Source organism: Caulobacter sp. UNC279MFTsu5.1 (genome assembly GCF_900114015.1).
In the GTDB taxonomy this organism is placed as follows: domain Bacteria; phylum Pseudomonadota; class Alphaproteobacteria; order Caulobacterales; family Caulobacteraceae; genus Caulobacter.
Genome location: NZ_FORN01000074.1, coordinates 1 through 17701, shown reverse-complemented (window position 1 = coordinate 17701; position 17701 = coordinate 1). Strand labels below are relative to the sequence as shown.

The window sequence follows — 17701 nt, the reverse complement described above, 5'->3', positions numbered from 1 at the left end:
GACGACAGCGGCGTGGGCTGGCGCTACATCGCGCCGGGCAAGCCCCAGCAGAATGGCTACAACGAAAGCTTCAACGGCCGCCTACGCGACGAGCTGCTGAACGAGACCCTGTTCCGGTCGCTGCCGCACGCTCGCGCCGTGCTGGAGACCTGGCGGCGCGACTATAACGAGCGCCGGCCCCACTCCAAGCTCGGCTGGATGACGCCCAGGGAGTACGCCAGCGCCTTCTGCGGAGAGACCGGCCGGCACGCTGCGCAGGCTGATAGCTCCGCGCACCGGCCTCTTGCCACCCACCAACACCAAGGCTCAAATCAACCCAGGACTCTCGTTTTGGCTGGATGAGAAATGGGGGTCACGTCAGTGAGCGCGGGCCCAACTTGATAAATCGACCGTTTTTGGCGCACGGTCGTCCAACAGTCATGTTCAGCCGCGGGAGGGCGAGAACCGCTTCGCCGAATTGCGCGTCGACGCCCAGGGGCGACGGCCCTAGCCTCAGCGACGTTGCTTACGCCGGCAGGCGGTAAGGCGCCCGGTAGCGGGGGGTGATCAGGGCATTGGCTTCGGCGTCGTCCTTGAACTGGCCCACGGCGGCGTCCCAGTGGACCTTGCGGCCCGTACGCCAGGCGACATTGCCCATCTGACAGACGGTGGCGGTGTTGGCCGCCGATTCGATGGGACAAGCCGGCGTGCGTGCTCGATCCTTCACGCAAGCGATGAAGTCCGCCGTGTGCCGATCAAGCCCGTTGTCCGAGGCCTTGGTGACGGGAATTTCCGGGGTCAAGGCCTTGCCGTCCCTCATCTCCGGCGAGACCCACCACTTGCTGCGGTCCACCACCAGCGTGCCGGTCTCGCCCACGAAGGCCACGCCATGGTCATGGCCGCCGAAGGGGCCGCGACTGATGCCGACCGCGTGTTCCCATTCCACCGAATAGTCGCCGAAGTCGAAGATGGCGGTCTGGGTGTCCGGAGTCTCCATGGCCGAACCCGGATAACCGTACGCGCCGCCCAGCGCGCTGACGGAACTGGGCGCCTGGGCCTTCATGCCCAGCAGGGCGATGTCCATCAGATGGACGCCCCAGTCGGTCATCAGGCCGCCCGCGTAGTCCCAGTACCAGCGCCAGCTGAAGTGGAAGCGGTTGGGGTTGAAGGCGCGCTGCGGCGCCGGGCCGAGCCAGCGGTCGTAGTCAACGCCCGGAGGCGGCGCCTGGTCCGGCTGAGGCTCGACGCGCTTCATCCAGCCCATATAGGCCCAAGCCTTGACCTTCCGCACCCGGCCGATGCCGCCGGAATGCACGTGAGCGATTGCGTCGGCCCAGTGCTGGTTGCTGCGCTGCCACTGGCCGACCTGGACGACGCGGTTGTGGCGCGTCTTGGCGGCGACCATCGCGCGGCACTCGGCGATGGAGTTGCCGAGCGGCTTCTCGCAGTAGGCGTCCTTGCCCGCCGACATGGCGTCGATGAGCTGGAGCGCGTGCCAGTGGTCCGGCGTGGCGATGATCACCGCGTCCACCAACCTGTCGTCCAGCATGCGGCGGTAGTCGTCGTATAGTCGTGGCGCGCGGCCGGAGGCCTTCTGCAATTCGACGCCGCGGTCGGCGAGGACCCTGGCGTCCACGTCGCAGAGGGCGACGGGCGTGACGTCGGCTCCCTTGACCATCGCGGTGAGATTCGACCAGCCCATGCCCTTGCAGCCGATCACGCCTACCTGGACCTTGTCGTTGGCGGACACGCGGCGGCGCTGGGCGAAGGCCTCGCTGAGGGGCGTCGCGGTAACGGTCGAAGCGGCGAGGCCGCCGACGAGGAGAGTGCGGCGATCGAAGCTGGCGGTCATCCTAGTCTCCCTCTGGTTATCGTTGCGATATTGGTAGCGGTAAAACGTCCCCTCGCAAGGCCGCAAAGAGCGCTGACACCCCGATCTCAAGATCCGCTTCCTGGAGCGGTCCAAGAGTCCGGAAATGGCGGCGATGGTCGGCAGTTCAATCCGGCGACGCCGCGCGAAGGTGTGGCTCGACGAGGTCGAAGCTCTCCTCGGTCATCGTGACGCCAGCGCCAACGACGCCGGGCCACCGACCGTCCGCGAATTGGATCACCTCACCCGCGACGAGCCTGTCAGTGAAGTGGAACGCTTCGGTCACGGATATTCCGCCTCTCGCAACTACGGCTAAGGGGGCGTTAGCCCCGGGCTTCGGCGACCTGGATCAGGCGATGGCCCAGCGCTGGTGGGAAGCGATGCAGTTAATCGTAGACCGGCCGGATCGAAGTCCACTGTGCCTCCGGCGCCGAGAAGGCGCTCGATCAAGGCCATGCCGGAGCCCTTGCGTGATGGCGGTTTGACCATCGGGCCGCCTCGCTCGCGCCACTCGAAAAGGACCGCATTCGCCGAGGGCTCACGCCACCAGGAGAGGACCACTCCGCCCTCGGGCCTCGAAAGCGCGCCGTACTTGACGGCGTTGGTGGCGAGTTCGTGCACGAGCAGGCTGAGCCGCAGGGCGACCTCGGCGTCCAGGCTGACGTCGTCGCCGTCGATTGTCAGGGTTTCACCCTCGACCGCGACGTAGGGCGCGAGCTGTTCGGCGACAACCTGCTTCAAGTCCGCGCCTCGCCATAGCGATCGAGAGAGGATCTCGTGCGCGGTGGACAGCGCCTTCAGCCGCGCGTCGAAATCGCTGCGGAACTGGTCGAGATCCTTCGCGTTGCGGAGCGTCTGGCGGGCCACCGCCTGCACGGTCGCGATGCTGTTCTTCAGGCGATGATTCAGCTCCCCGACGAGCAGCCGCTCGCGGTCCACCATGCTTTCGCGGAGCCGTCCCAGCTGCGTGCTTGCGTAGGCACGGGCCAGAAGGCTCTGGGCGGTGAACGGCTTGACCAGATAGTCGTCAGCGCCGGCCCTCAGGCCATCACAGGTCGCGTCCTCGCCGGCTTGAGCCGACAGCAGGATCACCGGGATGCCCGCCAGCTCGGAATTGGCGCGGATCGCCCGCACCAGCGCGACGCCGTCGAGTCTGGGCATCATGACGTCGCTGAGGATCAAAGCCGGCCGCAGTCCCGCCTGCAACCGCTCGAGCGCGGCCTGTCCGTCGACCTCCACGACCACGTCGAATTCCCTGGCCAGGACTCGCGAGACATAGGCGCGAAGGTCGGCGTTGTCCTCGACCAGAAGGATCTTGGGCCGAGGGGCCGCCTCCGAGGTCGGCGCCGGCGGTGCTTCGGCCGCCCGCGGCAGCGATCGCTCGGCCTCTTCGGCGTAGAGTTTCCCCAGGGACCGATCGGCCCCGCGCGCCCGCGGTGTGGCGACCTCATCCAGAGATCTCACCAGCGGCAGGCTGACGGTGAACAGGCTGCCGTGTCCGAGCGAACTCTCGACGCCCATCCGACCTCCCTGCAACTCGACCAGGTCCTTCACCAGCGCAAGTCCGATCCCCGAGCCCTCCATGGAACGTCCCTGCACGCCTTCGATCCGATGGAACCGCTCGAACACGCGCGGAAGGTCCGCCTGGGCGATGCCGACGCCGCTGTCGCGCACCTCGAGTACGGCCTCGTCGCCCAACCTGCGAAGCGAGACCGAGACCTCGCCTTCCAGGGTGAACTTGAAGGCGTTGCTGAGGAGGTTCAGCACGACTTTCTCCCACATGTCGTGGTCGACGAAGACCGGCTTGTCGAGCGGCGGGCAATCGACAATGAAGCTCACGCCCGCCTTTTCGAAAGCCGAGCGGAACACGCTGGCGAGATCGGCGGTGAGCGTCGCCAAATCCGCCAGCTCGAACGCCGGCTCCAACCGCCCGACCTCGATTCTCGAGAAGTCGAGAAGCCCGTTCACCAACCTCAGCAGGCGGCTGGCGTTGCGATGAATCATCGCCGCATCGGCCTGAGGCATTCGGATGGTGTCGCCAGTTTCTCGGAGATGATCCTCAAGCGGCGCCAGCATCAGGGTCAGGGGCGTGCGGAACTCGTGGCTGATGTTGGAGAAGAAAGCGCTTTTGGCGCGGTCGAGTTCAGTCAGCCGGCTGTTTAGGCTTTCCAGTTCCCGCTCACGCAGGGTCAGGGCGTCGTTCGCCTGCCTCAAGGCGCGGTTGGCGTCCCTAACCTCCTCGGCGCGGCGCAGGACTTCGGCCTCCATCTGGTGGGCGCGGGCCTCGACCCGCTCGATCTTCTGGCTCTGCTCGCGCAGCAGAACGAATTCGGTCACGTCCTCGACGTGGTGAATGATGGCGGCCAGCCTGCCGTTGGCGTCGAGCACCGGTGAATTCGTCGGGCTCCAATACTTGATTTCGAAGCCCTCGCCGCTATCGCGCCTGGGAATGTCGTATTTCTGCACGCCCATCACATCCGGGCGATGTTCGGCCACGACCCGATTCAACGAGGCGCGCAGATCCGAGACGCCGGTCGCGTCGTCGTCGTTGGGATCGTCGGGAAACACCGCGAACAAGGGCCGGCCAACCACGGCCGCCCGTACCGTGCCCGTGGCCTCAAGGTAGCGATCGTTCACCGCGACGATGGTGAAATCCGCGTCGGGCCTGAGGACCAGGTAGGGATGCGGCGCAGCCTCGAACAGCCGTTGGTAGTCGGTTCCCCGCTTTCCACGCCCGGAAGGAGATCCAAGCGTGGCGGACCGCCACATAGCGTTTTGCACGCCATGGCTCAGGGCAGCTCTCGAATAACCCATACTGCCCTCCCTTCCTGAAATCTCCCACATGGGTGGACAGGGTGGAGGCGTCTTCCTGGCGCTGCCCACATCAATAGGCAAAAACATTGGAAAATATATACCTCTGCGCGCCGGCAGATATAGCAAACATTTGGTAAAAATAGATACCTATAGGGGAATGTGGTGCGAAATTCAATTCGTCGGTACTTTATTGAGAAGGCGCGATAATTGTCAGATTTACAACTCTGAATACAAGTCGAAGATCAGTAGCTAGGATGGTAGAGCTTGTCCCACGATGGCGATCTGGTGAGCGATAACTGAAGGCAAGCTTCCGATTGAGCTGACGCCCTGCGGTCATGCCGACTCGCCGTCGAGCAACCGAACCAGCCACGCGCCGCGGCGAGGTTCGGGCCTACACCGACGGGCGAGCGCGACTATCTTCGGCGATTCTGCGCCTTGGAGCGTCGCGGAAGTCTTCATCTGGCGCCAGTCAGGCCGGGCCCTCTGCGGCGACTGATTCAAAGAACGGGACGCTCTGATCGGCCGGAGATGGGTGGTGTCAGCCCCGGCGAGCATGTCGGCAAGGACGCCACCGTGGCGCTGATGAGGCCCGTGGGCGCGCCCTTGATCGCCGAACTCTATCTGAAGCGCCAGAAGATCGACATGGCCGACGCAGAGGCCATCTGCGAGGCGGTGACCCGGCCGACGATGCGGTTCGTGCCGGTGAAGTCGCCCGAGCAGCAGGGCGTGATGGTGCTGCGCCGGACACGGCGGGTCCTGACGCACCAGCGCACCCAGCTCTCCAACGCCATTCGGGGTCACATGGCTGAGTTCGGGCTGGCGGCGGCCATCGGTCGGGAGGGGCTGGGCAAGCTGATCGCGGTGATCCTCGATGTCGCGGACGAGCGGGTGACCAGGGAGGCGCGCGTCTGCCTCAACATGCTGGTTGATCAGCTTCGGCTGGTGAACGTGCAGCTCCTGGAGAACGGATCGCTTGATCCGCACCAATGCCCGCGCGACCGAGGTCGGCCGCCGGCTGATGGAAATTCCCGGCGTCGGGCCGTTGCTGGCCGGCGCCATGGTCGCCGCCGTGGCCGATCCCGCGGCCTTCAAGACCGGCCGCAACCTGGCGGCCAGGATCGGCCTGGTCCCTCGACGGAACTCCAACGGCGGTAAGGAGCGGCTCGGCGGCATCACCAAGCAGGGTGATCGCTACCTGCGACAGATGCTGGTGGTCGGCGCCCTGGCCGTCGTCCGCTACGCCCAACGCAACGGCACGCGGCGGCCGCGGCTGGTGCAGCTGCTGGCCCGGCGAACGCCCAAGGTCGCGGCTGTCGCACTTGCCAACTAGAACGCCCGGATGATCTGGGCGATCATGACCACCGGCGAACACTATCGGGAGCCACAGCCGGTTTAAGGAGACAGGTCCGGCGCCAGGCCGAGGCCGACGAACTTGGGAAGGGCGGACGAGATGTAATGCGACAGCCGGTCGATACCGGAGAAGGGAAAACCCATTTGCGCCATCGCGCCTCGAGCGCGTGCTCTTGGTCGGGACCCATCTTCGCGGAAGGCATTATGGCCAGCGGTCATGCGTACCGCACCAACAGGTCGAACACATGGCCGCACCGACCAAGCCTAGCAGAAACATCAGATCACCCTTGCCAACCGGGGAGCCGTCCTTCCCAAACGATTGTCGCAAGTTCGCCGATCCACGTGTGGGCGTGGGTGTTCAAAGCAGCCATCACTGCGGCGAAACCTGTGCAGGCGCGACTAGCGCGCGTCGATTTCCCTTCCTGACCGGCGGACGGCTATGCTGGCGTCATGAGCGCCCCAGATTCCTCCGAGCCGAACCGTCGCCTGAAAATGGCCGACATCGCCAGCATGGTCGGCGTCTCGACCTCGACGGTCTCGCGCGCCCTGGCCGGCAATCCGGTCATTCCGCAGGCCCTGCGCGAGCGGATCGAGGGAATCGCCCGCGAGAACGGCTATGTGGTGAACCAGCAGGCGAGGGGGCTGCGCATGCAGCGCACCCACGTCATCAATGTCGCCATTCCGCTCGGCCACGAGTCCGGGCAACTGATCTCAGACCCCTTCTTTCTCGAGATGATCGGCCGCCTGGCTGACGAGATCACCGCCCGCGGCTACGAGCTGCTGCTGTCCAAGGTCGCCGCGCCGGAAGCGGGCTGGCTTGAGCGGATGGCGCGTTCGCAGCGCGTCGACGGGGTGCTGGTGATCGGCCAGAGCGACCAGCATGAAGCCCTCAACGCCACGGCCGAGTGGTACGAGCCGCTGGTCGTCTGGGGCGGTGCGGCCGAGGGCGCGCGCTACTGCACGGTCGGCGTGGACAATTTCGCCGGGGGGCGGATGGCCACCGAGCATCTCTTGGCCCTCGGACGGCGGCGCATCGCCTTTCTCGGCCCGCCGCAGGCGCCGGAAGTCGCCTTGCGCTACGAAGGTTATCGGGAGGCCCTGGCCGCGGCTGGCGTCGCTTATGATCCCACTCTGACCGCGACCACCCATTTCACCCTCAGCGATCCGACCGAGGGCGTTCGCCGCCTGATCGACGAGGGGGCGTCCTTCGACGCGGTCTTCGCCGCCTCCGACCTGATCGGGCTGGAATCGGTGCGCGTCCTGGCGGCCGAAGGCCTCGATGTCCCGGACACGGTGTCGGTCGTCGGCTTCGACGACATCGCCCTGGCGCGGCAGTCGGTTCCGGCGCTGACCACGATCCGGCAGAACCTCGCCGAGGGCGCCGCGCGGATGGTCGATTTGCTGTTCCGGCGCATGGCGGGCGAGCCCGCGCCGTCGGCGATGATGCAGCCCAGCCTAATCGTTCGCCAGACCTGAAGACAGGAGATAGGTGATTGCCGTGCGCAATCGATTGCGAATTTTCTTGCAATCGATTGCGCAATCAGTTTTGTTCACTTCTGCACAGCGGCCGAAGAGCCGCTTCGGAGACGAGGCGCAAGCGCGCCCAGGGGAAGGGAACGAAGAAATGGTCCGTAAGACGATTTTGCTCGCCAGCGTCGCGACCCTGCTGGGATCGGCCGGAACGGCCTGGGGCCAGCAGACTCCTGGCGCGGAGACCGATCCCTTGGAGCTGGACGCCGTCGTGGTGACGGCCTCGCCCGGCGGGGCCACCAAGATGAGTTCATCGGTCTCGGTCAGTTCGATTTCGGCCGACCAGATCGCCGCCCAGGCGCCGCGATCCACCGCCGAGATCTTCCGTGGCCTGCCGGGCATTCGATCGGAATCGACCGGCGGCGAGGGCAACGCCAACATCGCCGTGCGCGGTTTGCCGGTGGCCTCAGGCGGCGCCAAGTTCCTGCAGCTGCAGGAAGACGGTCTGCCCGTCATGGAGTTCGGCGACATCGCGTTCGGCAACGCCGACATCTTCCTGCGCGCCGACCAGAACGTCTCGCGCATCGAGTCGGTGCGCGGCGGGTCGGCCTCGACCTTCGCCTCCAACTCGCCGGGCGGGGTGATCAACTTCATCAGCAAGACCGGCGAGACCGAGGGCGGGGCGATCGCCCTGACCAAGGGGCTGGGCTACGATCATACGCGGCTCGATTTCGACTACGGCGCGCCGATCAACGACACGCTGCGCTTCCATATCGGCGGCTTCTACCGGGAAGGCGAGGGCGCGCGTCGGTCCGGCTACACCTCCGAGAAGGGCGGCCAGATCAAGGCCAACCTGACCAAGGAGTTCGAGAACGGCTTCGTTCGCCTGCACGCCAAGTATCTGAATGACCGGGCGGTCGGCTACCTGCCCATGCCGACCCGCGTCAGCGGGTCGAACAACGATCCCGGCATCGGCTCCTTCGCCGGCTTCGACATCGGCCGCGACGACATCCAGTCGGTGTTCCTGGCGACCAATCCGGGCCTGGACGGCGACGGGAACCGCCGGATCAGCAAGGTCTCCGACGGCATGCATCCCGACAGCCTGCAATTCGGGGCGGAAGCCAAGTTCGACCTTGGCGGCGGCTGGAAGATCGAGGATCGCTTCAAGGTCGCCAAGACCTCCGGCCGGTTCGTCGCTCCGTTCCCGGCCGAGGTGACCTCGGCTCAGACCCTTGCGACCGAGATCGGTGGAACCAGCGCGACCCTGCGCTACGCCAACGGGCCGAACGCCGGCCAGGCCATCGCCGCGCCTTCCAGCCTGAACGGCAACGGCCTGGCCATGCGGGTCCACGTGTTCGACGTCGAGATCAACGACTTCGGCAACGCCATGAACGACCTGAAGCTGTCGCGCTCGTTCGAGGCGGACGGCCTGGGCTCGATCGACGTGACCGTCGGCTACTACAAGTCGCGCCAGACCATCGCGATGGACTGGTTGTGGAACACCTTCCTGATGGAGGTGAAGGGCGACAACGCCGCGCTGCTCGACGTCTATGACAGCACGGGAACCAAGCTGACCCAGGCCGGCCTGGCCGCCTACGGCGTGCCCTACTGGGGCAACTGCTGCACGCGACGCTACGACGTCACCTACGACATCGATGCGCCCTATCTGAGCCTTTCGACCCGGCTTGGAGGTCTCAGCCTTGACGCCAGCCTGCGTCGCGACGAGGGCAAGGCCCGGGGCGGCTACGCCGCGGCCAAACAGGCCATCGTCGACGTCAACGGCGACGGGGTGATCCAGACCGTCGAGCAGAGCGTGTCGGTGGTCGACAACGCCAACACCTCGCCGGTGAATTACGACTGGGGCTACACCTCCTGGTCGTTCGGCGCCAACTACCAGCTCAATCCGGACCTGGCCCTGTTCGCCCGCGCCAGCCGCGGGGGCCGGGCCAACGCCGACCGTCTGCTGTTTGGCAAGGTCCAGGCCGACGGCTCGGTGACCAAGGAGGACGCTGTCGACATGGTCGACCAGGTCGAGGGCGGGGTGAAATTCCGTCGCAACGGCTTTGGCCTGTTCGCCACCGCCTTCTGGGCCAAGACCGAGGAGCAGAATTTCGAGGCCACCAGCCAGAAATTCTTCGACCGGGTCTACAAGGCCAAGGGCGTCGAGCTGGAGGCCAGCTATCGCTTCGGCGGCTTCTCGGTCACGGGCGGCGCGACCTATACCGACGCGGTCATCGACAAGGATGCGCTCAACCCCGCGGTCGTCGGCAACGCCCCGCGCCGTCAGGCCAAGTGGCTCTATCAGGTCGCCCCGACCTGGCGGTTCGGTGACAAGGCGACGATCGGCGCCAGCCTGATCGGCACCACCAAGGCCTACGCCCAAGACGAGAACCTGCTGGTCTTCCCCGGCTACGCCCAGGTCAACGCCTTTGCTGAATACAACATCGTCGAGGGGTTGTCGGTGTCGGTCAACGCCAACAACCTCTTCGACAAGGTCGGGCTGACCGAGGCCGAGGAGGGCGCGATCACGGCCAGTTCGGTCAACGCCATCCGCGCGCGGTCGATCAACGGCCGGACGGTCACGGCCACGCTTCGCTACGCCTTTTAGCCTTCTCCCTGTCCGCCGGGCGTCCCCTGCGGCGCCCGGCGGCCTTTTTCGTGTATCCCGTCCTGTCGAGTTTCCCGTCCATGACCCCTCCAGCTTCCCAAGGCGCGGACGCCGCGTTCGGCGAGACGATCGTCGCGCGGCTCGTCGCCCATTGGCCGCGTTTCGAGTCCCGCCTGAAGACGGTCTATGGCGATCGCGAGGACTGGGCCGAACTGACCGCGGGCCTGCGCGCCCGCGTGGAGGCCGCCGCATACGCTCGCCCCGAACCGCTTCGCGCCCTCGACGCCGAACGCGAGGCCGCCCCCGCTTGGCTGTCGGAGCCGGGGCAGGGCGTCTACACCTTCTATGTGGACCGGTTCGTCGGGACGCTGGCCGGTCTGCGCGATCGGCTCGGCTATCTGGAAGACCTTGGCGTCCGCTGGCTGCATCCTCTGCCGCTGCTGGCCGCCCGCGAGGGCGATAGCGACGGCGGTTTCGCGGTGGCGGACTACCGGCGCGTCGAGCCGCGCCTGGGGAGCATGGAGGATCTGCGCGACCTGGCCGACGACCTGCGCGGGCGGGGGATGGGGCTGATCCTCGACGTAGTCTGCAACCACACCGCCCGCGAGCACGAATGGGCCCAGCGCGCCCGGGCCGGCGATCCGGCCTATCGCGATTACTACATCACCGTCTCCGAAGCGGAGGCCCGCGATCGCGACGCCGAACTGATCGACGTCTTTCCAGACACCGCGCCGGGCAGCTTCACGCCGGAGGCCGAGATGGGCGGCCAAGTCTGGACGACCTTCTATCCCTTCCAGTGGGACCTCAACTACGCCAATCCGGCCGTCTTCGCCGAGATGCTCGATGTCCTGGTGTTCCTGGCGGGGCAGGGCGTGCAGGGTTTTCGGCTCGACAGCGCGCCCTTCCTCTGGAAGGCGAAGGGCACGACCTGCCGCAACCTGCCCCAGGCCTACGCCATTGTCGAAGCCTGGCGCGCCGCCCTGTCCATCATCGCCCCGTCGGTCGTGCTCGTCGCCGAGGCCATCGAGAGCCTGGCCGACGTCCTGCCGTTTTTCGGCGACGATGGTCCAGGCTGCGACCTGGCCTACAACAACGCCGTGATGACCGCCCTGTGGGGCGCGTTGGCCGACCAGGATGCGGCGGTCGTCCGCCGGTGCCTGGCCGCGGCGCTGGACAAGCCCTCGCGCGCGGCCTGGCTGAACTATGTGCGCTGCCACGACGACGTGATCTGGAACGCCTTGGCGGACTATGCGCCGCGCAAGGACCTGCGCCGGTGGTCCGACTTCTACGGACGCGGCGAGGGCTTTTCGCACGGCCGGGCGTTTCAGACCGCGCCCGGCGGCGTTCCGTCGACCAACGGCATGGCGGCCTCCCTGGCGGGCTTGGCGCCTGGCGAAGGGCCGAAGGCGCCGGGCGCGGCGCGCCTGCGCCTGCTTTATGGGATTCTCCACGCCCTCGACGGCTGGCCGCTGATCTATATGGGCGACGAGATCGCCCTGGGCGACGACGTTCACTACCGCGACGATCCGCTGCGCGCCGGCGATGGGCGCTGGCTGCACCGACCGCTGATGGATTGGGATCGGGCGCAGGCGCGCCATGACGCGGGCGGCTTGCCTGGTGCGACGTTCGCCGACTTTCAGCAGCTGGGCCGGGCGGCGCGTGATCTCGCGGCGCAGGGCGTGCGCGGGCCGTCCGTTCCGGTCGACCTCGGCGTGGGGGCCGCCTTGGCTTTCTCGCGTGTCGAAGGCGCGCCGTTCCTTTGTGTCGCCAATCTGTCCGATCGCGTGATCGCGGCCTGCTTGCCAGACCCGTTTGCCGGCTCCGGCGTGGACCTGCTGTCGGGCAAGTCGCGGTCGGGCGCGACGATCGAGCTGCCGCCCTACGGCCTCGTCTGGCTGAAGGCGGCGCGATGACACGGGTCGCGGCGATCGAGCTGGGCGGAACCAAGGTCCTGGTGGCTTTCGGCGGCGGGCCGGACGATCTGTCCGCGCCGATCCGGATCCCCACAACGACGCCGGAGGAGACCCTGGCGGCCGTGCGCGCGGTGCTGGAAGCCGAGCGCGGCGGCTTCGACGCGATCGGGATCGCCAGTTTCGGTCCGGTCCGCGTCGACCGCGAGGCCGTCGACTGGGGTTCGGTCGTGACCACGCCCAAGCCCGGCTGGAGCCACACGCCGATCGCCGCGCCCCTGGCCGACCTGTTCGGCGTTCCCGCGGGCTTTGACACTGACGTGAACGGCGCCGCGCTGGCCGAAGGCCGCTGGGGGGCGTCACGAGGCCTGACGGATCATGCCTACATCACCGTCGGAACCGGCGTGGGCGCGGGCCTGATCGTCGGCGGACGGCCCGTACACGGCGTCCTGCATCCGGAGGTTGGCCACCTGCTCGTGCGTCGCGACCCGATCCGCGACCCGTTCGCCGGAGTCTGCCCCTTCCATGGCGACTGCGTGGAGGGATTGATCAGCGGCCCGGCCCTGGCGGCGCGTCTCGGGCGGCCAGCGGAAACCGCGGCCGACAACGATGCGGTCTGGGACCTCGCGGCCGACTATCTCGCCCAGATGGTCATGAGCCTGACTCTTATCGCTTCGCCGCGCCGCGTGGTGGTCGGCGGCGGCGCAGTCAGGCCGATCGTTCTGACCAAGGCGCGCGACGTCCTGCACCGCCGGCTCGGCGGCTATCTGCAGAGCCTCGCCGAACGGTCGGCCCTCGACGCCTATCTCGTCGCTCCCGGCCTGGGCGGCCTGTCGGGCCTGCTCGGCGCGGTGGCGCTAGGCCAGCGCGCGGTCCGGCGGCAAGCTTGAAGATCGGTCCCGCCAGTAGGAATAAGTGGAGACGGCGATGACGAACGAAAAGGGCGCGACCGCGAGCCATGGGCTGATCAAGCTCATGACGTTCCTGATGTTCATGATGTTCGCCATGACCACCGACGCGGTGGGCGTGATCATTCCGGAGATCATCAGGACCTACGGTCTGGACCTGAAGGCCGCCGGCGCCTTCCACTACGCAACCATGAGCGGCATCGCCCTAAGCGCGCTGCTCCTGGGCTTCCTGGCCGACAGCCTGGGGCGCAAGGCGACGATCGTGCTCGGCCTGGCCGTGTTCGCCGGCTCGGCTCTGGCCTTCGGGGTGACGCGGGAGTTTCCGGTGTTCATCGGCCTGCTGTTCGTCTCCGGCGTAGCGATCGGCCTCTTCAAGACCGGGGCGCTGGCTTTGATCGGCGACATCAGCGGCTCCACCCGCGAGCACACGAGCACGATGAACGCCGTGGAGGGCTTCTTCGGCGTCGGCGCCATCATTGGCCCGGCGATCGTGGCGGCCCTGCTGGCGGGCGGGATCGCGTGGAAATGGCTCTATGTGATCGCCGGAGGCCTCTGCCTGGCGCTGATGGTCGCGGCCCTGGCGGTCCGCTATCCAACCGCGCGGCGGGCGAGCGAAAAGGTGACCGTCAGGGCGCTGGCCCGCGCGATCCGCGATCCGCACCTCCTCGGTTTCAGCTCGGCGATCATGCTCTATGTAGGCGTTGAGACCGCCATCTATGTCTGGATGCCGACGCTGCTGGCCGGCTACGCCGGACCGGGTGCGGCCCTCGTGCCCGCCGCTCTGCCGATCTTCTTCGTGCTGCGGGCCGGCGGGCGCTTCTTCGGAGCCTGGCTTCTGGCGCGGATGGACTGGACGGCTGTGCTGGCGGTCTGCACGGGCGGCATCCTGGCTTGCTTTGGAGGGGCGTTGATCGGCGGCCGGGGCGTTGCGGCGCTGCTCCTGCCTCTGTCGGGGCTCTTCATGTCCGTGCTCTATCCGACCTTGAACTCCAAGGGCATCAGCGGCTTTCCGAAGGCCGAGCACGGCGCCGCGGCGGGCGTGATCCTGTTCTTCACCTGCGTGAGCGCGGTGCTCTCGCCCTTGGCGATGGGCGCGGTGAGCGACCTCTTCGGCGATCCGGTCTTCGGCTTTGGGCTGGCGTGCGTCTTTGCCGCCGTGCTCGCGACCGGAGCCGTGTGGAACTGGCGGACGGACCCGGCCGCGGCGCGACTGGCCACGCAAGACTAGGGCTCTGGGCGCGGGAAGCGGACTTGGCGGTCGACCATCGACCCGCGCCGGACGAGGCTCGAAAGGCGCTGACCAGCAGGGAAAGCTATCCCGGTACGCCCTCAACATCGTTTGGGTCGGCGATCAGGGCAGCGCCGGCCTTGTCGCCGGGACGACGCTCGCCAGGACGATCCGCTATATACAGGACAGGAGATAGTGGTCGTCGCGGCCTAGTCGCATGTCGCCGGCCCGCGAACGTCGCGTCTATGGAGCGGCCTCAGAGTCCGCTTCTGGCGCAACCCGGCCGGCGAAGCAGGCCTTCGGATCGGCGGAGAAGGGCGGAAGGTGGACTTTCGCGGTCTTCCCTCGACGGGACCATGAGTCATGAACGGACCCTAGCGTCACTCTAGAAACAGGTCTTTCAGGCCAGTTTTTTCCGGGGTGGTCAGCTCATTGAACCGGATGTGCGTGCGGTCGATCCGCTAGACGTGGCCGCCATCGATCATATGATCGACAATATCGGTGACAAGACTGGCCGGCCACACGCGGCCAAGTTGCGCGTCTGACGCGTCTGATGTGTGGAAGCGTCCGGAATAAACACCGCCAAACCGTGTTGCGCCGTCGCCATCCGAAATTCTTCCAAACTTGTCGTCCTCTAGCTCGATCTGACCATGGTGGCGCTGAATGGCGGGCGAACCAGACATTCCTGGGCGCGAAGCAGTGTCCACGATCAAGAAGCGATGATCGTGATCGGGTGCCAGAAATGGCTCGCTGGCAAAGCTGGCCTGCTTCCAGACGGGCATGCCCACCCCCAACCGGCCAAAGGGAAAGCCGAGGATGAAGAGCGGCATTCCGATGCGTTGTTTCAGCGGTGCCGAGGGCAAGGCGTTCATCGGCAGATAGGCGGCTTCGTTTGGCGGTGGAAGGGTAATCGGCAAGGCGACGACATCCACTCCGCGCCCGAATTTCGGATGTTCCGTCCACAAGGGCGCGCCCTCATCGTTGATCGTGCTAACTTCGACAACCAAAGGCGCGTCGCGGCGTTCAATTCTGGGCACATGAACTCGAAGGTGATCGGGTACGCCGCCCATGACGTGCAGGCACTCTTCGGTTTCGTGGTTTCGACCTGCCGCGACATGCCAGTTGGTGACTAGGGCAAGCCGGCCCGAGGCAGCGAGCCATAGGAAGCCGGTTGCGCGGCCCAAGCACACCTCACCAAAGTGCGGTTCGATATAGAGCGGAACCAGCGAACACATGTCGATGCCGGGTGAGGTCATGCTCGCAGCCCAAGTCAAGCTTGGTTGCGCGCGAACCGCAGCGTGCGATCGGTTTTGAGGAGATGGATCGCTCGCCATGGATTGGACGCCAAGGCGTTTCGAGCTTCGATCGCACCAACGCTCTGAAGGTAGCAGATGGCGCTATTCATGCGCCGGGGCTCCCAACCGAGCGCCTGAGCAAGCTCGCGCGTGTCGGAAACGCGTTCCCCGGCGGTCACCATTTGATTGGCCACGGTGCGAGCGTCTTCCGCCGGATCAAAGGCCATGAAAGCCTCATCGAACTCGGCGAAGAACGCCGCCTTGGGGCCCACGTGGCCGGGTAGGCTGGCTTCCCAGAGATACCCCCCATCGACCAAGTCAAGAACGCCAAGTCTGGCGTCATCCAACGAAAGATCCAAGGCCACCGCGAGATCTTCGGCGGTGACGATTGGATCGTGCGGCATCGCGTGCTGGCTGCTTTCCGCCAGATGTCGCGCCACCGCGATCGCTGCGGGTGACCATCCCGACAGGCCAGCCGGTGCTGATTGGACGTACTTGGGGGCCTGGCCCAACGGGGGTTTGCGGCCGACATCGAAAAGCCGATCGGCCAGCGCCTTCAAATCGGCCTCCTTGGTGGGATCGACCTTCAACACCAGCATGGCCTGGAAAAACGGTGATAACTCGCTTGGCTCCAATCCCACCACGAGCGGCACCAGGCGGTTCTTGCCGCCGACCTGCCCGACCATCCCGACGTCGATCTCCTTGGCGACCCACGGCTTGGTGATCGATTTTGGAGTGAGAACCACGACAAAGTGGGTCATGGCCAACAGGCCCTCCTCCATCTTTTGTCGGAGGCTGTCGCCTGGCTCGATCTCCCATTCGTCGAACCAGACATCGATACCTTTGGCCATCAGGTAGTCGGCGATCGGTCGGACCAAGACCTTATCTTCACTGGCGTGGGCCAGATAGACCTTCGGGCCGGTCGTTGGTTCACCAGGGCTCATCGTTGTGACCTCTCCCCTACCGACCCCGAGTCTAAGCTCCAGAAGTCTGGCAAACTCCGGCGATCCGCTGGTTCGGATCGCAACCCTGTTTCCCGGCAAGCGGTCGACGAAAACGTCAGCGTGCCGCCCGGTCGCCGGATCCGTAATTGCAGACGCAACTCCGCGAGCGCGCTCCTCAATGGATTGAATGCCCGCCTCAATCACCTTGGCCTCTAGCTCGACAGCAAATCGATTGGCGTCGAAGGGGCGTCCATTGTGAGTAAGTTTCATCACCGTGAATGTCGCCGCACGTAACGGCGAAGTTCCAAGATGTCCTCGTCAGCCAAGAGCAAACCGAGCGTCGGGTAGGTATTTTGAAGGGTCTTTCGCACCCGTCCGTCCGCCACGCACGGGATAAGCAGGGCGAAGGCTGGATTGAATCGTCGGCGCTCCCAACCAATTTCGAGCTCAAGCTCAGCGGCGTTTCCGCCAAGGCTGGGCTTCTCAAGTAGAAGGCGCGCCAATTCAACGGAATCTTCTACGGGATCGTGACCGGTAATGGCCGCGTCACAAGCCTTGAACAGCTCGACGGTGGTTTGAACCCGATCCAAGTACGGCCCCATCACGGGCGTGAGTTTCACAAGGCCTTCGACTTTCAATTCGACAAGCGCGAAACTGATCGATTTGCGATCTTCTTCGGGAAACGCCTCCAGCAGATCGTCGCCGAATAGGCCGTCGAGGCCGTCGGTGCATTGTTCGGCCATGTAGCGTCCGAGCCGTTGCGCTAGAGGACTCATCTCATCGTGCATTAGGAACCTCGTCTGTCCGGCGGGTGAATAGACAGCGTGGCCGGCGCTCATGAAGTAGCGACGCCAAGCCCGCCGCACAATGTGAACGGCAAAGCTGGCAAAATACAACCAGAGCCAATTGGTGACTGCTGGAGCCCACCTGTAGCGCCAACGCAAGCTTGCATACGCAACGCCTGAACCGTGACGTGACCCCCATTTCTCATCCAGCCAAAACGAGAGTCCTGGGTTGATTTGAGCCTTGGTGTTGGTGGGTGGCAAGAGGCCGGTGCGCGGAGCTATCAGCCTGCGCAGCGTGCCGACCGGTCTCTCCGCAGAAGGCGCTGGCGTACTCCCTGGGCGTCATCCAGCCGAGCTTGGAGTGGGGCCGGCGCTCGTTATAGTCGCGCCGCCAGGTCTCCAGCACGGCGCGGGCGTGCGGCAGCGACCGGAACAGGGTCTCGTTCAGCAGCTCGTCGCGTAGGCGGCCGTTGAAGCTTTCGTTGTAGCCATTCTGCTGGGGCTTGCCCGGCGCGATGTAGCGCCAGCCCACGCCGCTGT

14 protein-coding genes and 1 pseudogene are annotated in these 17701 nt (G+C 65.9%); 9 read left to right on the top strand and 6 right to left on the bottom strand.

Annotation, left to right across the window (positions count from 1 at the left end; genetic code table 11):
- Window positions 1–342, top strand: a 342-nt coding sequence (locus tag BM066_RS24750; RefSeq protein ID WP_143093807.1) for an integrase core domain-containing protein, incomplete at its 5' end; no start/stop codon positions are given.
- 163 nt (window positions 343–505) lie between these two features.
- Here BM066_RS24750 and BM066_RS24745 read toward each other — a convergent pair.
- Window positions 506–1831 (bottom strand): Gfo/Idh/MocA family protein, encoded by a 1326-nt coding sequence (locus BM066_RS24745; RefSeq protein ID WP_018061650.1) that lies wholly within the window; start codon window positions 1829–1831, stop codon window positions 506–508.
- A gap of 124 nt (window positions 1832–1955) precedes the next feature.
- Between BM066_RS24745 and BM066_RS26200 the strand changes: the two genes are divergently transcribed.
- Window positions 1956–2165, top strand: a complete 210-nt coding sequence (locus tag BM066_RS26200; RefSeq protein ID WP_143093806.1) for a hypothetical protein — start codon at window positions 1956–1958, stop codon at window positions 2163–2165.
- Here the strand turns inward: BM066_RS26200 and BM066_RS24740 are convergent.
- The gene (locus BM066_RS24740) at window positions 2162–4663 is read right to left on the bottom strand and encodes an ATP-binding protein (RefSeq protein ID WP_177218542.1); all 2502 of its coding nucleotides are present in this window, start codon (window positions 4661–4663) and stop codon (window positions 2162–2164) included. The genes BM066_RS26200 and BM066_RS24740 overlap by 4 nt on opposite strands.
- A 528-nt stretch (window positions 4664–5191) precedes the next feature.
- On the opposite strand from BM066_RS24740, the pseudogene BM066_RS27420 reads away from it, so the two are divergent.
- From BM066_RS27420 to BM066_RS24705, 7 genes and pseudogenes are all read left to right on the top strand, one after another.
- Window positions 5192–5413, top strand: a pseudogene (locus BM066_RS27420) (hypothetical protein); the annotation flags it as partial.
- 223 nt (window positions 5414–5636) lie between these two features.
- Window positions 5637–5993 (top strand): IS110 family transposase, encoded by a 357-nt coding sequence (locus BM066_RS24730; RefSeq protein WP_018061646.1) that lies wholly within the window; start codon window positions 5637–5639, stop codon window positions 5991–5993.
- Between the two features lie 470 nt (window positions 5994–6463).
- Window positions 6464–7489 (top strand): LacI family DNA-binding transcriptional regulator, encoded by a 1026-nt coding sequence (locus BM066_RS24725; RefSeq protein ID WP_049801063.1) that lies wholly within the window; start codon window positions 6464–6466, stop codon window positions 7487–7489.
- A gap of 298 nt (window positions 7490–7787) precedes the next feature.
- Window positions 7788–10091, top strand: coding sequence for a TonB-dependent siderophore receptor (locus BM066_RS24720; protein ID WP_369823280.1), 2304 nt, complete (start codon window positions 7788–7790; stop codon window positions 10089–10091).
- A gap of 80 nt (window positions 10092–10171) precedes the next feature.
- Window positions 10172–12004 carry an alpha-amylase family glycosyl hydrolase gene (locus BM066_RS24715; RefSeq protein ID WP_018061642.1) on the top strand — a complete coding sequence of 611 codons (1833 nt, stop codon included), beginning with the start codon at window positions 10172–10174 and terminating at the stop codon, window positions 12002–12004.
- Window positions 12001–12891 carry an ROK family protein gene (locus tag BM066_RS24710; RefSeq protein WP_018061641.1) on the top strand — a complete coding sequence of 297 codons (891 nt, stop codon included), beginning with the start codon at window positions 12001–12003 and terminating at the stop codon, window positions 12889–12891. The genes BM066_RS24715 and BM066_RS24710 overlap by 4 nt, the downstream gene beginning before the upstream one ends.
- A 37-nt stretch (window positions 12892–12928) precedes the next feature.
- Window positions 12929–14137 carry an MFS transporter gene (locus BM066_RS24705; protein ID WP_026176501.1) on the top strand — a complete coding sequence of 403 codons (1209 nt, stop codon included), beginning with the start codon at window positions 12929–12931 and terminating at the stop codon, window positions 14135–14137.
- A 461-nt stretch (window positions 14138–14598) separates the two neighbouring features.
- Here the strand turns inward: BM066_RS24705 and BM066_RS24700 are convergent, their stop codons facing one another.
- The 4 genes from BM066_RS24700 to BM066_RS24685 form a co-directional block, all read right to left on the bottom strand.
- Window positions 14599–15393, bottom strand: a complete 795-nt coding sequence (locus BM066_RS24700; RefSeq protein WP_177218540.1) for a trypsin-like peptidase domain-containing protein — start codon at window positions 15391–15393, stop codon at window positions 14599–14601.
- Between the two features lie 14 nt (window positions 15394–15407).
- Entirely contained in the window at window positions 15408–16646 is a 1239-nt protein-coding gene (locus BM066_RS24695; RefSeq protein ID WP_018061637.1) for a toll/interleukin-1 receptor domain-containing protein, read from the bottom strand.
- The gene (locus tag BM066_RS24690; protein WP_018061636.1) at window positions 16646–17164 is read right to left on the bottom strand and encodes a hypothetical protein; all 519 of its coding nucleotides are present in this window, start codon (window positions 17162–17164) and stop codon (window positions 16646–16648) included. The genes BM066_RS24695 and BM066_RS24690 overlap by 1 nt, the downstream gene beginning before the upstream one ends.
- Before the next feature lie 199 nt (window positions 17165–17363).
- Window positions 17364–17701 (bottom strand): integrase core domain-containing protein (locus tag BM066_RS24685; protein WP_143093805.1); only part of this gene is annotated, 338 nt, incomplete at its 5' end.